Annotated in this window: 15 protein-coding genes; 13 read left to right on the top strand and 2 right to left on the bottom strand. The window is 36.2% G+C overall.

The window, feature by feature from the left end; translation table 11 throughout:
- The first annotated feature begins 6 nt into the window (after positions 1–6).
- From RWN13_RS15180 to RWN13_RS15145, 8 genes are all read left to right on the top strand, one after another.
- On the top strand, positions 7–837 hold the full coding sequence (locus RWN13_RS15180) for an alpha/beta hydrolase (protein WP_314065341.1): 831 nt from the start codon (positions 7–9) through the stop codon (positions 835–837).
- 1680 nt (positions 838–2517) lie between these two features.
- The gene (locus RWN13_RS15175; RefSeq protein ID WP_314065339.1) at positions 2518–2883 is read left to right on the top strand and encodes a DUF6483 family protein; all 366 of its coding nucleotides are present in this window, start codon (positions 2518–2520) and stop codon (positions 2881–2883) included.
- 486 nt (positions 2884–3369) lie between these two features.
- Positions 3370–3894 carry a hypothetical protein gene (locus tag RWN13_RS15170; protein WP_314065338.1) on the top strand — a complete coding sequence of 175 codons (525 nt, stop codon included), beginning with the start codon at positions 3370–3372 and terminating at the stop codon, positions 3892–3894.
- Positions 3885–4958 (top strand): FtsX-like permease family protein, encoded by a 1074-nt coding sequence (locus RWN13_RS15165; RefSeq protein ID WP_314065336.1) that lies wholly within the window; start codon positions 3885–3887, stop codon positions 4956–4958. Before RWN13_RS15170 ends, RWN13_RS15165 begins: the two co-directional genes overlap by 10 nt.
- A gap of 452 nt (positions 4959–5410) precedes the next feature.
- On the top strand, positions 5411–8980 hold the full coding sequence (locus tag RWN13_RS15160) for an RNase A-like domain-containing protein (RefSeq protein ID WP_314065335.1): 3570 nt from the start codon (positions 5411–5413) through the stop codon (positions 8978–8980).
- A 20-nt stretch (positions 8981–9000) separates the two neighbouring features.
- On the top strand, positions 9001–9513 hold the full coding sequence (locus RWN13_RS15155; RefSeq protein ID WP_314065334.1) for a hypothetical protein: 513 nt from the start codon (positions 9001–9003) through the stop codon (positions 9511–9513).
- Positions 9494–10297 carry a hypothetical protein gene (locus RWN13_RS15150; RefSeq protein ID WP_314065333.1) on the top strand — a complete coding sequence of 268 codons (804 nt, stop codon included), beginning with the start codon at positions 9494–9496 and terminating at the stop codon, positions 10295–10297. The genes RWN13_RS15155 and RWN13_RS15150 overlap by 20 nt, the downstream gene beginning before the upstream one ends.
- Positions 10298–10511: 214 nt before the next feature.
- Positions 10512–10697: a hypothetical protein gene (locus tag RWN13_RS15145; RefSeq protein ID WP_314065332.1), complete on the top strand. Its 186-nt coding sequence runs from the start codon at positions 10512–10514 to the stop codon at positions 10695–10697.
- Between the two features lie 12 nt (positions 10698–10709).
- Here RWN13_RS15145 and RWN13_RS15140 read toward each other — a convergent pair whose 3' ends face one another.
- Together RWN13_RS15140 and RWN13_RS15135 are read right to left on the bottom strand one after the other, a co-directional pair.
- A complete protein-coding gene (locus RWN13_RS15140; protein ID WP_314065330.1) occupies positions 10710–11246 on the bottom strand; it encodes a DUF1697 domain-containing protein in 537 nt (178 codons plus the stop codon).
- A 126-nt stretch (positions 11247–11372) separates the two neighbouring features.
- Positions 11373–11630 carry a hypothetical protein gene (locus RWN13_RS15135; protein ID WP_314065327.1) on the bottom strand — a complete coding sequence of 86 codons (258 nt, stop codon included), beginning with the start codon at positions 11628–11630 and terminating at the stop codon, positions 11373–11375.
- A gap of 380 nt (positions 11631–12010) precedes the next feature.
- Here RWN13_RS15135 and RWN13_RS15130 point away from each other — a divergent pair, with 380 nt between their 5' ends.
- From RWN13_RS15130 to RWN13_RS15110, 5 genes are all read left to right on the top strand, one after another.
- On the top strand, positions 12011–12631 hold the full coding sequence (locus RWN13_RS15130) for a TetR/AcrR family transcriptional regulator (RefSeq protein WP_314065325.1): 621 nt from the start codon (positions 12011–12013) through the stop codon (positions 12629–12631).
- A complete protein-coding gene (locus RWN13_RS15125) occupies positions 12618–13007 on the top strand; it encodes an FMN-binding protein (protein WP_314065323.1) in 390 nt (129 codons plus the stop codon). Before RWN13_RS15130 ends, RWN13_RS15125 begins: the two co-directional genes overlap by 14 nt.
- A gap of 25 nt (positions 13008–13032) precedes the next feature.
- Positions 13033–13530 carry a flavodoxin domain-containing protein gene (locus RWN13_RS15120; protein WP_314065321.1) on the top strand — a complete coding sequence of 166 codons (498 nt, stop codon included), beginning with the start codon at positions 13033–13035 and terminating at the stop codon, positions 13528–13530.
- 271 nt (positions 13531–13801) lie between these two features.
- Complete coding sequence (locus tag RWN13_RS15115; RefSeq protein WP_314065320.1) at positions 13802–15499, top strand: molecular chaperone HscC; 1698 nt, start codon at positions 13802–13804, stop codon at positions 15497–15499.
- A gap of 10 nt (positions 15500–15509) precedes the next feature.
- Positions 15510–17375: a hypothetical protein gene (locus RWN13_RS15110; protein WP_314065318.1), complete on the top strand. Its 1866-nt coding sequence runs from the start codon at positions 15510–15512 to the stop codon at positions 17373–17375.
- Positions 17376–17660 lie beyond the last annotated feature (285 nt).

The raw sequence follows: 17660 nt of genomic DNA, 5'->3' as shown, positions 1-17660 counted from the left end.
TGATATATGATGGAACAAGCCAATCACGAAATTGATTTTTTTTTTCGCGAGGGTGAAAACAATGTTTTAATGGTGTTCTTATCTGGTTTTGGCGGGACTTGTGCATATCTTGATTATAAGCATATTATTGATTGTATACCCGATTACATTGGAATTTTAGCATTAGATCGATTTGGTTATGGGAAAAGTACGCATAGTATAGAGGATAGAACACTATCAAATACAAGCTCAGAAATTGATAGTGTTTTAATTAAATTGAAGCTTATAGAAAAAACAATTATTTTTGTTACCCACAGCTTATCTGGTATCTATATTTTAGATTATATTAATAGATATGAACGAACTATAATCGGATTAATATTTATTGAACCCACTACTAGGTATTCTATCGAACAATTACCACATTTAAGAGAAGAGATCATATTTAACTCAAAATTGGTACAATATTTAAGACAAAATACAGATTTAGATTTATTTAGTATAATACCATTAGAAGTTGATGTTAATCCGCATTTGAAAGAAGCTGAAAAAAAAGAGTATATCTTTAGATTGAAATCTAATTTTCTTAATGTCACGCTCACAAATGAAATAAATGAAAGTGAAAAAAATATAGTTGAGGCTAGTAATTATATTATATCAGACTCAGTTCCAGTATTACTATTTACTCGAGAGTGTAGGGAAGTTGAGTACAACAATTCAAATTATTTAAATTCGCATAATAGTTCAAGAATTGTTAGTTATAGTAATGGAACACATCATATTCATTGGTCAAATGGAAAAGAAGTAATTAATGAAATTAAGCAATTTTTAGAGAATTTATTGAATTGTTGGTTATAGATAGTTCTTACTAATGGATTTCTTATAACTCCTATTAAGCAGGTATTTAGTTGTGCATAATACGATTAAACTGGTGCTTTTGGCAAGCGCAATTTGATCATTTTGAAAGCTAAATTTCATTTTTATTCATTCTTGCTAATGAAGTGTGTGGTTTTGCCCAAGTTCACATTAAAATCTTTGCACTTCAAACTGAAAAAGTACTATACATGTTGACATATCATTTTTTATACATAATCCAGTACACACTAGATAGGTGGAGTGTAGATAAAGGAAGTTAAGACATTAAGCGATATATCTCACTAGTGTTGCGAAGATTTAGCTAAAGCTTAAATTTAAACTTTTCATGAACAAAAAACGCCTTTATACTGGCCTTGGATAATTTACCCAAGACCAATAAAAAGGACTATCGGATGAATAAGTATAACTCAAAAACATCATTTCAGTGATGGGTTTTGTAAAAAGTGAAAAAATATTGTCGACGGACGCCCAAACGGTTATCACAAACTACGTTTATTACAGAAAAAAACCTTATTTTCAAATGACTTTTAAACATTTTGTTGCATGCAGTTTACCAAGAATACTCGAGCTACCACTAGATGAGTTGTGCTTTTCTTGATTAACGGCTATGTCGAGAAATCGCAATCGAATCAAATACCATCTAACTTCTCACTTTTGACTGATGACAATTTTAGCTAAGGGGCAGAAAATTCTGCGGATCCTGACCAATCGTATAGACGCCCGTGTACAAGCAATCGCAGATATGTTTCAAGTACGCGGGCAAATAGAGCTGTTTTTTTTAACACTTAAAGCAAAATTTGGTTATTAAAATGCTTTACTCACGAGGGGAGCAAGGGGCGATGAATCAAGTTTTTCTCACACTCATTGCGACATATTTGACGTATCTGATTAAACTGGATTTGGGGACAAGCGCTACTCTGTTTCAACTCTAACGAGCCATTCACTATTAACGGCTTGATTCGGCATAATGCTGTTTAATGCCCTTAATACCAATATAATCGTTTAATCTGTCGCTCTCACACTTGATTTAAACGTTAATTTCTGGAAATGGTCATCCTCTGCATAAGCACTGACCGTTTTGCCAATTTTTTTGGAAACAGATAAATCAGAATTTTCTGACTCTATCTATGCTACATCAGTAAATATGTCTGTATAAAAAGTTATACATTATAAATGAATGCGTGCTAACGGGGATTATTTATAAAAATGAAATTACAATGTGGTTGATAAACTTGAATTTAATTTTTGTAGTACATGCATGTGATATGGTAGTAAATTAGATATAGGATATTTAGCTGAAGTGCGAACTATGAAATTAATGTAATTTAACGGAATATCAAAAAAGTAAATGTTCTCATAGATTTGATAATAAGTCTTTTCGGCATGTTTTAAGGCTCACAATCATAGAGCAATAGCTAAATACCATACTAACAAATCTATTTTTTTATTTATTTTCATAATGCTTACTAAACTATTCAATGGTACGGATAATAGGTTAAGTGATACAAGTGTCATTACCGATGTTAGTAATATTATTACTTTTACTAATTAAATTTGCTCATAGACTGAATAAAAAATAACATTAATATTTGATAATAGTAATCATAAGAGCGCAAAAAAATTATATCTTGACGATTGGAAAGTAAAATCTGAGGTGACAAATTGGACACAAATGATTGGTTAATGAAACAGCTTCAATTTCTTCCCAAAAAGTTACCAGTAATAATTCACCATTCACGGGAGCTGATGTTAGATGTTGTTGATGATGTCACGGGAGAAACCTACTCTACTTCATTAAGGCAACACTTGTTAGAATTAATAATTCAATTGAACATTAATAAAGCAGAAAATACATTATTTGAGCAATTTGAAAAAATTAGTGATTCTCAGATTGTTGAAGTTTCAAATTGGTTTTATAATAAATTAGATGCACTTCCCGATTCTGATTTGCAAAAAGCTGATTTTTCAAAAGAGGAGATAACAGCTGGTAGAGACGATGTGAAGAGGATTATTACTAGTACAAGCTAATCAATCTGAGACACTAGTTCCTAAAATGTGGTTAATTAAATTTATGGTAGTAATGATTCGAGTTTTCACATGTGGTACAAACTGCAAGAGGACAAGAGTATTTACAAAAAAATTGAGACAGAATTAATTCATAATAGAAAATAAAATTAGAATAGAATACACAACTGTTGTGCTATATGGTTAATATTAGGATGGAAAAAAATGGTGAGAAGGATTTTACTTTGACTATAGGAGGGTATCCCGACGGATGGAGTAGTTTCATGATATTAGTACAAGAGATGAGGCTCAACGGTTTGATGGTGACGATTCCGTCAATTACAATGTTGTCCGTCAAACTATCGGTGGCTATGATATGGCTCTCTTAGCGAGCGGCATTCTCTTCTTATGTGTCTTTTTACTTAATTATAATGTCATGGCCATCTCTTTGGGACGACTATAAACAAATCAGAAAGATCATGTATCGTCAGATTTGGCGAATAAGCTTGCTTGGTTGTGCAAGGGATTTTACCGAGTCTTTTGGCCAAGAACTACATGCGGAACTATGGTGTTTCCAGTGAGTTATTAGCAGTTAACCCGAGCTTACTACTTATTGCTTGTGGGGTGGCGATTGTGATGGCCTTTCTTAGTATTCTGCGACCAGTGACTAAAGTCAGCCGTCTAGCTCCTCTTGAAGCGCTAAACTATTTAACCGTTCTTCCTAAGGGGAAAATTAGGAGCGCTAAAACTGGCAGTCGCCTTTATCAAATGGCATGGCGTAATACGACGAGAGAAGTTAAGCGATTTATCTTCACTGTGCTGTCGTTATTGATTGGCTTGACGATTGCTCTGGCATCCTTTCTAGTAACAGATGGCCTTGATTACACCCATAATTTTGCCTCTTTTCCGGATTTTAGTATTGAAAATAACTATAATCCAAGTTGGGATAAAAGCTATCGGGATGAGATTCTCCCTGTTAACCAAGAAGTTTTAACCTTTTTTGCTGCCTTGCCAGGTATAAAAAAATGGAAGTAGTTTCAGGTGATTTTGTGTTCTTAGAAGCTGAGGATCCAGTTTGGCAAATCGCTTTAAAAGCCGACTTTCGCCTGCTGGAGCAACAAACAAAAGAAGATGACAAAGAGGCTGCAAAGGCGTTAGTTGATGATTATTACGCCCCAATTTTAGTGGCAGATGATGCTTTTCTCAAAGAGTTTGAGACTTATGTCTTGGAAAACCAACTGTCCATCGATTTGGAAAGTTTCAAAAATGGTACAGGAATCGTAGCAAATGGTTTTGCGGATTTTTCACCGAAGATGAAGCTGACAGCTGAGGAGATCATTGGTGAACAAGTTAATCTGGCAAATTATCAAAAAGAAGCAGTCGGCCAGATGGTTTTTTCAGGGTATTACGAACCGGATACGGATGATTATCCTACTCTCCATGTTGGATTTGGTCTAGGAGCTCCTAATCTTATGATCAGTGAGAAGGGCATGGCTAACTTAGGGTTAAAACCGCGAGCGTTTAAAACGGAGATTTATGTTGAACCAGAAGCAGAACCAGAAAGTAAAAAGATGGTGAAGCGGTGGGTGAGTCAAAAAGAAAGTGCGCTTAAGCCAAGCCAACGGGAGATCATGTTACCTTGGGTTCTGATAAATTCTGAGTGGCTAGAAAATGCTCAAGATGAAATTCGTACGATAAAAATAGTCATGTATGCAGTGAGTCTTTTGATGGTGATATTAGGGTTGGTCAACTTTTTCAATACGATTATGATGACGATTATTAGTCGTAAACGTGAGTTAGCCATTTTAGAGAGTATCGGAATGACACGTAAACAGCTGCGACGTTTATTGATAATCGAGGGTGTGTATTACAGTTTAATTGTCGGTGGTTTGTTAAGTAAGGTCGGTGTCTTAAGCTTAAAAATGGTGTATAAAGTGCTAAAATCACAGATTGGTTATGCGACCTACCAGTTTCCTGCAATGCCCTTCGTTCTGATTCTCTTCTTATTGATCGGTTTTTGTGTGATCATTCCGTTGCTGTCGTATAAAAAAGTAACGGAAGAAAGTATTGTGGAACGATTACAAAATCATAATGAATAATTTATGGTTTTAGTGATAGTTTGCTTCAATTACCCATGTATAGAATGTTGAGATGCGGTAGTCACGTCGCAATCAATTGAAAATAAGTCAAGTTCAAGAACAGTTGAGCTTGACTTATTTTTGTTTGAGTTGAATGACATAAAGGTGCCTAATAATTGAAGAAAATAGACTGTAAAAGTTGTTGAAATGATTGAGGCTTAAATGGCCATCAAAGTCAAGGGTGTTTGGTCGCGATATTTACCATATTGGTGCCGAAAGTTGCAACTATAACTTAGCCTAAATGCCTATTTTTAAGGCATTTAAGTGTGTAAAATTAATTATAGAAAATAAGTTAAAAAAATGAGGAGGTTGCTTATATCAGAGATATCTCTGACTTTGGATAAAATAAAAATCACCAATATCACTTTTGCCTTATGCAATTGTGTGCTTGAGTGTAGCGAGAGGAACAGATTATGACTTTGAAAAAAATAATGAAACTTATTCACTTATTATTGCTAATGGTACTTCTAGGGCAGTATGCCCCATTGGTTGTAGAAGCGACTCAGTTGTATAGGGAAGGTATGACAGATAAACAACTTCCTGCATTTTATTCGTTTAAGGCTGAAGCAAGAAAAGAGTTGGAGGCGCAGCTTCCTTCACTTTTAGCTAAATTTGAAATGGAACGGTATGTCGTTCAACAGCCAGTATTACTTCTTTCATATGAGGAAGAACGAGAAGACGCCTATTATCCAGTTTTGGCTGATGGTAAGTTACAAACTTTTATTCGATTTAATCAGCAAGAAAATACATACAGGATTGAAAATGAAGAGATAGTGACTCAAATTCGAAACCTTACTTCGACTGAAAGAACCCCCTGTTTGTTTATAGAAGTAAATAATGAAATTCTAGGTAAAACAAACGAGATGTTGGTGAATTTTAGTTCAAAAGAATCAAAAGTAGATGACAGTCTTAGTGATAATTTCAGTGAAATGATCGCCCAATACCATTCTAATCAATTGATTGATATTTATAGCGAAGAACAATTATTTATTAAAAAGGGTGACGACATTCCGGTGAACTCCCACCCCTTGGATAACGTTACTAATATCTCAGGCGATGATCTTGATGCTGCTACCGAAGCACATCGATCAATGACAGACTCCTCTGTGTCTGAAAAGTCTGAAACAGAAGATAGTCAAACAAGCTCTACTCAGGAAGAACCGATATTAGAAACAAAAGAAAACAAGAATCTGCGAAATAATCAAACATTCACATCAGATCGACCATATGCCACCTCTGTAGACTATGTTAAGGATTTTACAGTATTTGAAGAAGGAGCATACTCACCAGACTCATCAAAGGCAGACATCGCCTATGAGAAAAAAAAACCGGAAGACTACGTGTTTCGAAATAGTGTTTATTTATTAGAGAAGCAAGTAAATGGTTCGTATCGAACTCATTATAAAGTAGGTATGACTTATTCTAGCAGTTTTTCTCTCAGTGGCAATCCACTAAAAATGAATGAACGATTCGAAAAGGATTATGAAGGAATTAGTAAAGACTTTAGACGTTTGTTAAAAGATATGTCAATCAATGAAGTGCTTCAGTGGTTGAATTACTATTCGGATAGTGAGTTTCAAATCATTTATTCTGATGAGCTCTCCTATGAGTTTGCTTATTTTAAAAGGAATGAAGCGACGATAATTGAAACAATGTTGAATAAGAAGCGAATCAACCGCTTTAAATTAGACATCAAAAAGCCATATGTCACCTCTGTAGATTACGTTAAGGATTTTACAGTATTTGAAGAAGGAGCATACTCACGAGACTCATCAAAGGCAGACATCGCCTATGAGAAAAAAAAACCGGAAGACTACGTGTTTCGAAATAGTGTTTATTTATTAGAGAAGCAAGTAAATGGTTCGTATCGAACTCATTATAAAGTAGGTATGACTTATTCTAGCAGTTTTTCTCTCAGTGGCAATCCACTAAAAATGAATGAACGATTCGAAAAGGATTATGAAGGAATTAGTAAAGACTTTAGACGTTTGTTAAAAGATATGTCAATCAATGAAGTGCTTCAGTGGTTGAATTACTATTCGGATAGTGAGTTTCAAATCATTTATTCTGATGAGCTCTCCTATGAGTTTGCTTATTTTAAAAGGAATGAAGCGACGATAATTGAAACAATGTTGAATAAGAAGCGAATCAACCGCTTTAAATTAGACATCAAAAAGCCATATGTCACCTCTGTAGATTACGTTAAGGATTTTACAGTATTTGAAGAAGGAGCATACTCACGAGACTCATCAAAGGCAGACATCGCCTATGAGAAAAAAAAACCGGAAGACTACGTGTTTCGAAATAGTGTTTATTTATTAGAGAAGCAAGTAAATGGTTCGTATCGAACTCATTATAAAGTAGGTATGACTTATTCTAGCAGTTTTTCTCTCAGTGGCAATCCACTAAAAATGAATGAACGATTCGAAAAGGATTATGAAGGAATTAGTAAAGACTTTAGACGTTTGTTAAAAGATATGTCAATCAACGAAGTGCTTCAGTGGTTGAATTATTATTCGACAAGTGAGTTTGTGATATCGAACGATCCTGAGTTTTATATAGCTAAAGACAGTAATAAATTTAAAAACTGGCATTTTTACGAAACTGGCAGAGTCTCAAAACAAAATCAATTTTATTCTCTTTCTCTGGCAGATACGACTCGCTTAGATATTGACGTTGACGGAGAAACCAGCAAAAAACTGACTTTCTACAATAAAAATGAACAGAAAATTTTTCAAACGAGCTACACAAGTAAAAAAAATAATGTTACGCTAGATTTACCTGCTGGAGAGTATTACGTTATGCTGACAGGTATTTCGTCTGAGACACGGTTCCAAATGACTCGAAGTCAGTTTAAGGATTGGCAACTGACGGTTGACTCAACGAAAGATGCGGCGACTATTTATGTGAACGGGCAGTTCAATCAAGCGTTAACCGATATTTATGCGCCTTATCACAGACCGACAACTCAACCAAATATTGTACAAGTAACCAATATTTTAACCAGCGTTTGGAAGCAGTCGAGTGGCAGATATCCTGTCTTAGATGCTCTTTTCGGAACCAATTATTTGTTAAGTGCGCCGTCACTCACTCAGCCTAAATTAACAAATTTAGGTTATGTACCTTTAGGAAGTACATTATACACGACCCCTATTCACTATATCGGTCAAGGTCATTTTTATTCTCAGAATAAAATATTTAACCCAATGATTGGGCCGCAACAACGAATTGCGATTATCGATGATTTACTCTTTTGGCTAGCAGTTTCAGGAGCCTCAGTGGCCTACTCAGCTTACGTCGCTAATAACAGCCATTTGACCATGACGATGCCTTTTACTACGAGTTATGATCCAGGCAAGTGGAGTTGGAGTGAACAAAATGACTGGCATTACGATGCTGGGGTTACCTATGAGGGTGAGCGTTACGGGATCAATGAGAAGACTGGTGAAATTAGAAATACAGAGACTGGCAAGCATCTACCGAGTAATGTGATACCTGATCATATAAAAGCTGGGGCGGCTGGGATTACCATTGGATTTTTAGCGAGTAAACTTTCTGAAATGGATATTAAACCAGATAATGATTTTGAGTGGTATACGTTTAAGGATTTGGTAGCAGATGAATTTGAAGGTGTTGGAAAGCACAAAGGGCACACCATAGAAAAACATGTGATGAAATCCGATGAGTACCTATTGCATCGAGTAGAGACGGGGAACTCTAATGGAATGGCAACTAGTTATTATGATGTAGCTACAACACTGATTTCGATTAATTTTGCTAGAATTGTAGATCCTATAAAATTTGAGAATCCCCCTACACTAGATGATAATACTGTAGAGACCGTAGTTCCTTTACCTGTTGGGCGAGGTATAATAAAAAGTGGAAAAGAGTTTAACCCATTATTTAGAATAGGGGTAAAGATTAAGTCTAGCACATCAAATAAAGGTTATCGAATTTATACCAGCTATCCTTTACCTGGATAAAATGAAAGAAGGAATCTATTATGGTTAAAAATAGTAATTACTTATATAAATATGTAGAGGGATACATAAGTACAATCACTGATAATCAATCAGATACACAAACCAATCTAGCCTTGTTACTGTTTAGACAATGGTATCCGAAAGGTACGGGCGATTATGCAGGTGGTAGATATCGATTTGAAAACTATAAAAAAATTTATAATTTATCACTTAATTATTTTACACAAGCGGATGTTATAAAAGAATCGGATTGGCTTAATTTACTTCCGTATAAAATAGAACGTGTATCCGGTGCACTAGATGAATTAAAACAAATTCAAATCCATATAAAAAATGGTGAGTGGGAAGAAGTAAGGGAATTTCATAATCGTAACTTTTATTATCATTTTAATGACGCTCGAACGGACGGTCAAATTCATAAGGATGAGTTTTTTGTCTGGCTAGTTTGGGAGTTAATAGAAATGACGGAAGATTATCTAAACCGAATGGATCCAACTGGAAAGGAGCAACTCAATGACACCGATAGATTCTAATGCTAGAAAGAGTGTGTATGACTTTTTAGAAAAGTTGCAGATGACTAAAAGTGACAATCAAACTTTTCAACAAGAGCTACTAAGTATTCTTGAGGAAGAATGTATTTACCCACATCTACCTTATTTTGTGCAACCTCAATTAAGAAATTTGGTAAAAACAGCTAAATGTTATTTGATGAACTATTATGTATCAGTTGATGAGGGGAAAACTAGAAGTTTGCTTAGGCTATTAACGAATTTGAAAGTGCTAAAATACGCTGAACAAACAGAAGATGAATTTGAAATGAAGGAACTTCTTTTGATGTGTCAAGGTCTTATTGATGAAGAGCGATCAGTCGTTCCAACAGATTATCAAGAATTTCGGTGGTTTATTTGGAAGCTGGAGCAATCCATTGTTGAAGTCATTAGACTTACTGAGTACGGGGATCAACCAGAAAAAAGAATAAATGAGTTGAGAATGATTCTAGGGACGTCAGAAACACTGGAAGATGATCGTTTTCCTATTAGGGTGTCGTATGAGTATACTGACATGTCATTTGAAGATGTGCGATTTAGTGAGGAAGCGGCGATTTTAGCAGGGAAACCTCATCGATGGGGTGGCGCAAAATATACTTATGTCGCACATCCACCTGAAGGGTATGAGAAAAAAGTAGCTGAGTTATTTAAGTGGTTAAAGCTTGAATTTCTAATGATGATGCCACTGATCCCAGAAATGACACCGACATTGGATCAAGATTTACATAATTTAGTTTATGCTTTTCTGAAAGAGAGTCAAGTGATTTAGTTTGGAAAAGCGCACGATGGTTTTACACAAATAGTTGTTTTAAATAGCCTTCCGTCAGAAATTGGAAAATGAATAAAAGGCACGGAGTATAGTTTATTAAAAGCCTCCTAATAGTTGATATCTTTTATGGCTAATTAGGGGGCAATGAGAAGACCGGTGAAATTAGAAATACAGAGACTGGCAAGCATCTACCGATGCGGGTAGTTGGGAAGACTTGGATGATTATGAAGAAGAAATGAATCAGATCATGGCTAACCCTAATTATAAAGATAATATGAATATCGATTGCTCTGAAATTGCAGAAGATTTTTTCAAAGTTAATCTCAAGGGGAACGTTTACAATGTTATGACAGAAAATGGTGGAAAATTTAGTGTAAACCATGAGTCAAACTTATCTTAGTCAAATCTGTTCTCACATATCGACAATTTTCTTGATGGTATTGGCTGTTCGAATGGTGAGATTATTTTTGATTTTAGCGTTGGTAGTTTTTGACCACCAATTGGTCTTTTGATAATTTTTCCGACTAAATGACCAGAAAACCCCATTTTTATGCGGCTGGACGTTCTCATATTCCTCGTTAGGGTCACCGATTTCATGATAAAGCTCCTCATAAGTTAACGAGATCATAAGTATGAGATTATCATAGATGTCTTTATCTTCATTTCCCCACCAATCAGGAGCGTCAGTTAGCAACTCTTTTAAATCATTTTGCAAGACAATGTGAACGGGAATATCTAATTTAAATCGGTCTTTGATCATTAAGTTTATGGTAGTTGCAAGTAACTCCTTATCATCACTTTCACTAGTGAAAATAACATTTCCAGTGTTTAGATAAGTGACCACATCCTCAAAATCAAGTTCCATCATTTCTTTTTTTAAGTCAGCCATCGATAGTTTGTTTTTTCCGCTGATATTTATTCCTCTTAATAGAGCAACATACCTTTTCATATAATAGTTCCTCCTCTATGATTCATTAATGATTTAGTATGACATGGGGCTTAGTCTTTTTCAGGTAACGATGTCTTTTTTTCCATTCTAAATTGTCTATCAGGACATAGAAGCACGGCGTTTTACTTAGATTTTCACAAAGGCTACTACTAAGATAATTGGGGTTAATATAAACACAATCAATCCCGTCCACATAAGGACTGTGCCAAGTGGATAATTTATAGCAAATTCTTGTTGCGCTTGAGCTAATTCTTTCTCTGATAAAGTATGCATATCTTGCATAGGTATTAAAATTGTTTGCAACAAAAATCCCACTACCGCAATTGGAAGAGAGAAGAGCCATAGCCAGAAAAAAGTAATTTTTGATTTTTTTTCACGTTCCATTTCTCCTTTGTTAGGTAATTCACAACTATCGATTCTCTTGGTTGCCCTTTATCAAATCATTATATCATATGACTAAAAGTGTTTTTGAACTCGAAGGAGACAGCATCATGAGAAAAGCATGAAAAACTATTTCCTCACTATAATGAAGGTGTCACTGGATAGGTTACACTTAACTGGACAATATAAACTGTTTTAACAACCACTTAAATTTTATCATAAATTGGGTGTCGCACCAAATCACTTATCATGCTGAGTTTCTCAAAATGAGGTTGTGTTTGTCAAAAAAATTAACATCCTACTTGACATCTCAATCAAAAAGAGGTAAGTTAACAGTGTAAATATAATTAACAGTGTTAACTAGAAAGGAGAGACTTATCTAGATGTCTCGAAAAGAAAAAGAAAAACAAGAACTTCAACAGAAAATTTTTAATGCGGCAACAGAGATAATTACCTCAGAAGGATATGAAAAATTGTCCATTCGAAAAATCGCGGCTCTAATTGAGTACTCACCAACGACAATCTATAACTACTTTAAAAACAAAGAGGATATTTTAATGAGCATTGCTTATGAGATGTATCGAGAGGTGGTGAGTCAGGCGAAAAAAGTGATAGAGGCGAATTCTCAGGCATCCCCGAGAGAAAAATTTGTCTTAACCTGTCATTGTTACATTTCCATTATGCTGGAGAATCCTGAAAAATTTCGAGCGGTCATGTTAACAAGTGGCATTTCTCTTTCAGATGATGCAAAGCCTAGAGATCCTGAAGAGGTTCAAGAAGGGAACCGTTTGCTTCAAGATCTATTGGAGGAAGGCATGAGGACACATGATTTTAGATCAGTACAAGAAAATTCAGCAGAATTGATTTTAATTTCTTTAATGGGGTTAGTATTTAACATTGTCAGCTACCGGGTGACAGACCCGACGCAAATCGAGCAGATGACAACCGCCTATATCGATTTATTGCTGAATGGAATAGGAGGAGCATCTATTGATAAAAAATAAAAGAAAGGGTTGGCTATTGTTTGTGATTCCCCTAGTGATAATAACCCTAGGGGTCCTGTTTATTCAACTAGTGACTGCTGAGGAAGAAAAAGTTGAACTGGCAAGTCAACCGTTTAGTCAGTTAAGGTTGGCAGATGGACAGGTCGAGGGTTCATTTAAGCAGGCAGTGGTTAGTGCCAAAGTTAAACTGACCATAGAAAATAATACCGTTATGGCGATTGATATACTTGAACACACGACTGGTCTAGGTAAGAAGGCTGAAACAATTATTGATACGGTCATTGAGGAGCAAGGGACAAATGTAGCTGTCGTTTCAGGTGCTACTCTTAGTAGTAAGGTGATTTTAAAAGCAATTGAAAATGCGATTAAACAATAAACGATTCAGGAAAGAAGGGTGTCTCATGAGATGTTTAATTATCTACTCAACCAAGTATGGTGCAACACAGGCCTATGCAGAAATGATAGCAAATCAAGCTAACTGCATGTTAGAAAGTCGAGATGTGACGGAGGTTACAGGGAAAACTTTGCAAGATGTTGATACGATTGTTTTAGGAAGCCCGATTTATATTGGGAGTATAACGAAAAATATGCAGAAATTTTGTGAAAAATACGAAGATGTTTTACTAACTAAACGTCTTTACTTATTCATTAATGGATTACGCTCAGGTGAAGAATTAGATGAGGAATTAGCAAAAGCCTATACTGAAAAACTAAGAAAACATGCCACTGGCCAAGTTGCCTTTGGTGGTAAGGTGAGTGTCTCGAAGTTGAAATTCGTGGATAAGAAAATTATGCAAATGGTGAGCAAACAAGATCCGCGTTTTGAAACCTTTGATAATTCGACCAATGTATCTTTGTTAAATGAAGAAGAGCTTAGTCGTTTTGCACAAATGATTTAATCGTATCTACCTCACTAGATGAGACTTATTTGTCGTATCTAGTGATTTTTTTTTCAAGGGCAGTGTACGTCTGGTCATTAATTTGCAAAAAATGACTTTCTAATCCAAAGGGAGTATTTTCAAGCCTAACTAGTACGATTCCTATTAAAAGTATCCTTACTTTGATGGTTATATTTACTACTTTTCATTGTAAATCCTTATGAAATCTTTCAATAATGGACGATATTTGTTAGAATAATGAAGGTATGTATTAAGTAGAGGAGTAGATGGGATGAACGTAGGCATTGATTTAGGGACATCGAATAGTTTGATTTCTTATTGGCAAGAAGGGGCTGTCACATTGGTCCCAAATGAATTTTCTAACACCATCACCCCGTCCGTTGTCGGGATAGATGATAATGGTGATGTACTTGTAGGAGAGATTGCAAAGGAACGTTTGTTATCTCATCCTCATTTGACCGTCTCAACGTTTAAACAATTTATGGGAACAGAAAAACGGTATCACTTAGGTGAGTTGACGTTTTCACCGATTGAGTTGTCGGCTTTAGTGCTAAAAAAATTAAAACTAAATGCTGAGTCTTACATTGGAGAAGCAGTGACTGAAGCGACAATCAGTGTGCCAGCTTATTTTAATAATATGCAGCGTGAAGCGACTATTGAAGCAGCTCGTTTGGCTGGTCTCAAGGTGACGAATTTGTTAAGTGAACCGACAGCCGCAGCGATTGCTTATGGCTTACATAAGGATTTGGATCAGACGATTTTAGTCTGTGATGTAGGCGGTGGGACCTACGATGTCTCATTGATGGAATTATTCGAAGGGATTATGCAAGTTGAATCGATTTCAGGAGATAATTTTTTGGGAGGCGAAGACTTTACTAAGGTAATTGTGACCGATATTATCAAGCAATGTGAGCTAAGTGAAGCGACGTTGACAAATCAGGAGCGGTCCCTGATTTATGAAAAAGCGGAATCTGCCAAACGGTCCTTGGAAGAGTCTGGCGAAATAACGTTAAAATTTCGAATCAAGCAGGATTATTCTTATTCATTGACGCTGAATCATTACGAGGAACTTTGTGATTCTTTGCTTAATCGCATGAAAAAACCGCTGGTTCGAGTGTTAAGAGATGGCGGTTTATCACTAGATGAAATTGACAAAGTTATTTTAGTTGGTGGGGCCACAAAGTCTGTTGTCATTCGCCGATTCATTACGAAGTTATTTAAGATTTTCCCTTTTGTCAGTTTGGAACCAGATGAAGCCATTGCGATTGGCGCAGGCATTCAGGCGTCCATGAGAAGTGGGGAGATTTTACAAGAAGAAATGATGTTAACAGATGTGTGCAGCCATACGATGGGAACTGAAATTGTTAAGGAAACACCAACGGGCTTTATATCCGGTATTTATCAACCGATTATTGAGCGGAATTCACCAATTCCCGTTAGTCGTGAATTGCCTTTTTCAACTATCGTAGACAATCAAACAGAATTGCTCTTTGGAATATACCAGGGAGAGCACTCCCGTGTTGAAGATAATTTGAAGATTGGCGAAGTACGTATCCAATTGCCAAAGGTGCCAAAAGGGCACGTCGTCACTTGCCGCTTTACTTATGATGTTAACGGGATTTTGGAAGTCATTGTGAAAGATCAAAAATACAATAAATTGGAACGATTGGTTATTGAAGAAAAACCTGGTTCACTTAGCCAACAGGAGTTGGTTGCCGCTCTAAAAAAACTGGATTATTTAAAAGTTCATCCGAAGGATCAAGAGATTAATCGTTTACTGCTAGCAAAACTTGATAGTTTGTACGTTGAGCATCAGGGGATTATTCGGGAACAAGTCTCACAGATGAGTGTGTCATTCGAATTTGTTTTGGACAAACAAGATGACAAGAAAATCCGTAAAATGCAAAAAGAAGTGACGCAATTTATCGAAAGCATCAGTCAACAGACGTTTCACGACTGGTTTGATTAGGGATTAGAACATGACTATTTATCAGATACTAGGGATCGCGGAAGACGCTTCAAAAAAGGCAATCAAACAGGCCTACGCGAAAAAAGTGAAACAACTTGATTTATCAAAAGAAATCGATGAGTACCAGGAACTACGAAGAGCGTATGAGTTGGCATTATCCTTTCAAGCCCATCAAGAAGTCTCTCCGATAGCTGATGTGGGTACTAGAGAAATAGTAGTTGAAGAGATTATTAAGATCAATGACAGGGTGACCGATGATCAGGATACGGTTGTCTATCTGGAAGATTTTAACAGTCAATTGAGAGCGCTGATCGAACAGGAGGCTTATTTTAACGATGTGGTTCTTTGGGAGAACTTGCTCAAGCCTTATTTGAATGGGTCCCTTCAAGCATACGAAGAGACTCGACAGCGAATGGTTCACTATCTTATCGAAAATCATTATCTGTTGTCCTTTGAGGTGAAGGCTCACATAACCAGTTTATGTGAGTTAACCGAAGAGGACTGGTACGCTTATTTTGGTCATCATGATTATCAGGCCTTATTAGCGGACAATCATTTGAGATTTGATGGGTATGAAAATTTGTTAATAGAGCAGCGAGAGACTTATTATTATTACCGTTACCTACTCTGTCGTTATCTATTTCAGGGGGAAGGAGAGGCTTCGATTCATTCAGTTGCTGAAAAAGCGAAGGCCTTTTCATACTTAGACGATGATTTATTGTATTTAATGGCCCTGTATTACTTGGGACAAAGTAAAGAGGGCATTCGCGACTCACACACCTTGATTGTTAATCTGTTATCTAGGATTAAGGGCAGCCGCTATCGTCATGATTGTGACCTATTGGCTCAGTTGACTCAGTCCTTTACGAGTAGTGACAACTCAAAATTAAGTTATGCTGAGATTAAAGGGTTGGAATGGGCTCCTGATCGATTGAAACGTTATTGGGTGTCATTACTATATCCTAACAAAGCAACCAAAACAGTTAATTTATATGAACCATCGAAACGTAAAAATAGCTGGGTCTTTGGCTGGGTCGCTTTGATGGTAGTAGGTGCGATTTTTAAACTTGGACTGAATGGAAGTCATCAGTCTAATGTGCCAGTAAAAAAAATTGATCAACAAATTATTCAAAGGATTCAAAATGAGACAATGATTGATAATACAAAAGTTTTTCGTGAGTTAAGGCGTGGAAAACAATTTTTATTTTTTGATGATCTTTTTCAGAATGAGTCATCCGAATTAAGGGATTCTGAGCTGAAAGAGGAATTTAGTGAAGACGGTTATCAATCCTATCTATTACTAAAGGCGACGAACCAAGATCAGCTTGAGCAACTTAAGAACAATAGTGGGCTGGATCGAGAGAGCTCTCATGATTTTCAAGCCCATGGTTCTCTTGTTCGGGTACAATTTACTTCATTACCTGACTGGATTCTTGAGGTGAGGCTAAATTGGGAAGAGGAGATCACCAACATCGTCTTTCAACCTTCTGATGAGACTCAGGGGGGGCCCTCATTGGGTTCTTATGCTGCTTATGATTATTTTAGAAGCGATTTGAGGCAGTATGGGCGATCCGATCATTATTTAAATGTCATGGAAGTCTTAGGTCAAGATTATTTAACCGAGGAATTAAGGTCTGAGATGGCGCTTATGGCAGAAGATCAGGAAAAATTGGATGAGGTGATTGATTTTGTCAATCAAGAGGGGTCTGTTTTAAGCGACACTCCCTTAGTTTTAGGGTTGAAAAAGAATGAAGAGGTTCTTTTTATTGAATTTAATGAGCAGGGGAAAATGGCTCATTTTTATGGAGGCTCATTTACAGCCCCCTCTGAAGACTATCTAGAAGCAGTGAAAGATGCCAGCTTTGATTTTCATTGATCATCTTATTATAACAGATAAATGAGGTTACAATAAAAAAATTATGTTAACTAGAAGTCGCCCCTTGGCTAGGTATTAAAGACCTCACTTATATGCAAGAGACTACAGTCATGTCGCAAAAAGAACATCATAAATTGAAAACAACTTAAATAAACTAACTACCGCCACTTCCAGATGATAAGCACTTGGGATGGCGGTAGTTAGTTTTTCAAACATAAGAGTCGTTTGGCGGTTAAATTAAATGGTGGTCTCTCCTAATGAGCTAATCGTTAGGGGAAATCGTCA

Origin of the sequence: uncultured Vagococcus sp. (assembly GCF_963518325.1) — a bacterium.
Lineage (GTDB): Bacteria > Bacillota > Bacilli > Lactobacillales > Vagococcaceae > Vagococcus_D.
The sequence above is the reverse complement of the archived record's forward strand: the minus strand, read 5'-3'. Positions and strand labels throughout refer to the sequence as shown.

Bases quoted from the DNA above. Each gene is read 5' to 3' on its own strand.
- RWN13_RS15160 (WP_314065335.1), top strand. From the start codon at position 5,411: ATGACTTTGAAAAAAATAATGAAACTTATTCACTTATTATTGCTAATG.
- RWN13_RS15120 (WP_314065321.1), top strand. From the start codon at position 13,033: ATGAGATGTTTAATTATCTACTCAACCAAGTATGGTGCAACACAGGCC.
- RWN13_RS15150 (WP_314065333.1), top strand. From the start codon at position 9,494: ATGACACCGATAGATTCTAATGCTAGAAAGAGTGTGTATGACTTTTTA.
- RWN13_RS15155 (WP_314065334.1), top strand. From the start codon at position 9,001: ATGGTTAAAAATAGTAATTACTTATATAAATATGTAGAGGGATACATA.
- RWN13_RS15165 (WP_314065336.1), top strand. From the start codon at position 3,885: ATGGAAGTAGTTTCAGGTGATTTTGTGTTCTTAGAAGCTGAGGATCCA.
- RWN13_RS15110 (WP_314065318.1), top strand. From the start codon at position 15,510: ATGACTATTTATCAGATACTAGGGATCGCGGAAGACGCTTCAAAAAAG.
- RWN13_RS15130 (WP_314065325.1), top strand. From the start codon at position 12,011: ATGTCTCGAAAAGAAAAAGAAAAACAAGAACTTCAACAGAAAATTTTT.
- RWN13_RS15135 (WP_314065327.1), bottom strand. From the start codon at position 11,630: ATGGAACGTGAAAAAAAATCAAAAATTACTTTTTTCTGGCTATGGCTC.
- RWN13_RS15140 (WP_314065330.1), bottom strand. From the start codon at position 11,246: ATGAAAAGGTATGTTGCTCTATTAAGAGGAATAAATATCAGCGGAAAA.
- RWN13_RS15180 (WP_314065341.1), top strand. From the start codon at position 7: ATGATGGAACAAGCCAATCACGAAATTGATTTTTTTTTTCGCGAGGGT.
- RWN13_RS15115 (WP_314065320.1), top strand. From the start codon at position 13,802: ATGAACGTAGGCATTGATTTAGGGACATCGAATAGTTTGATTTCTTAT.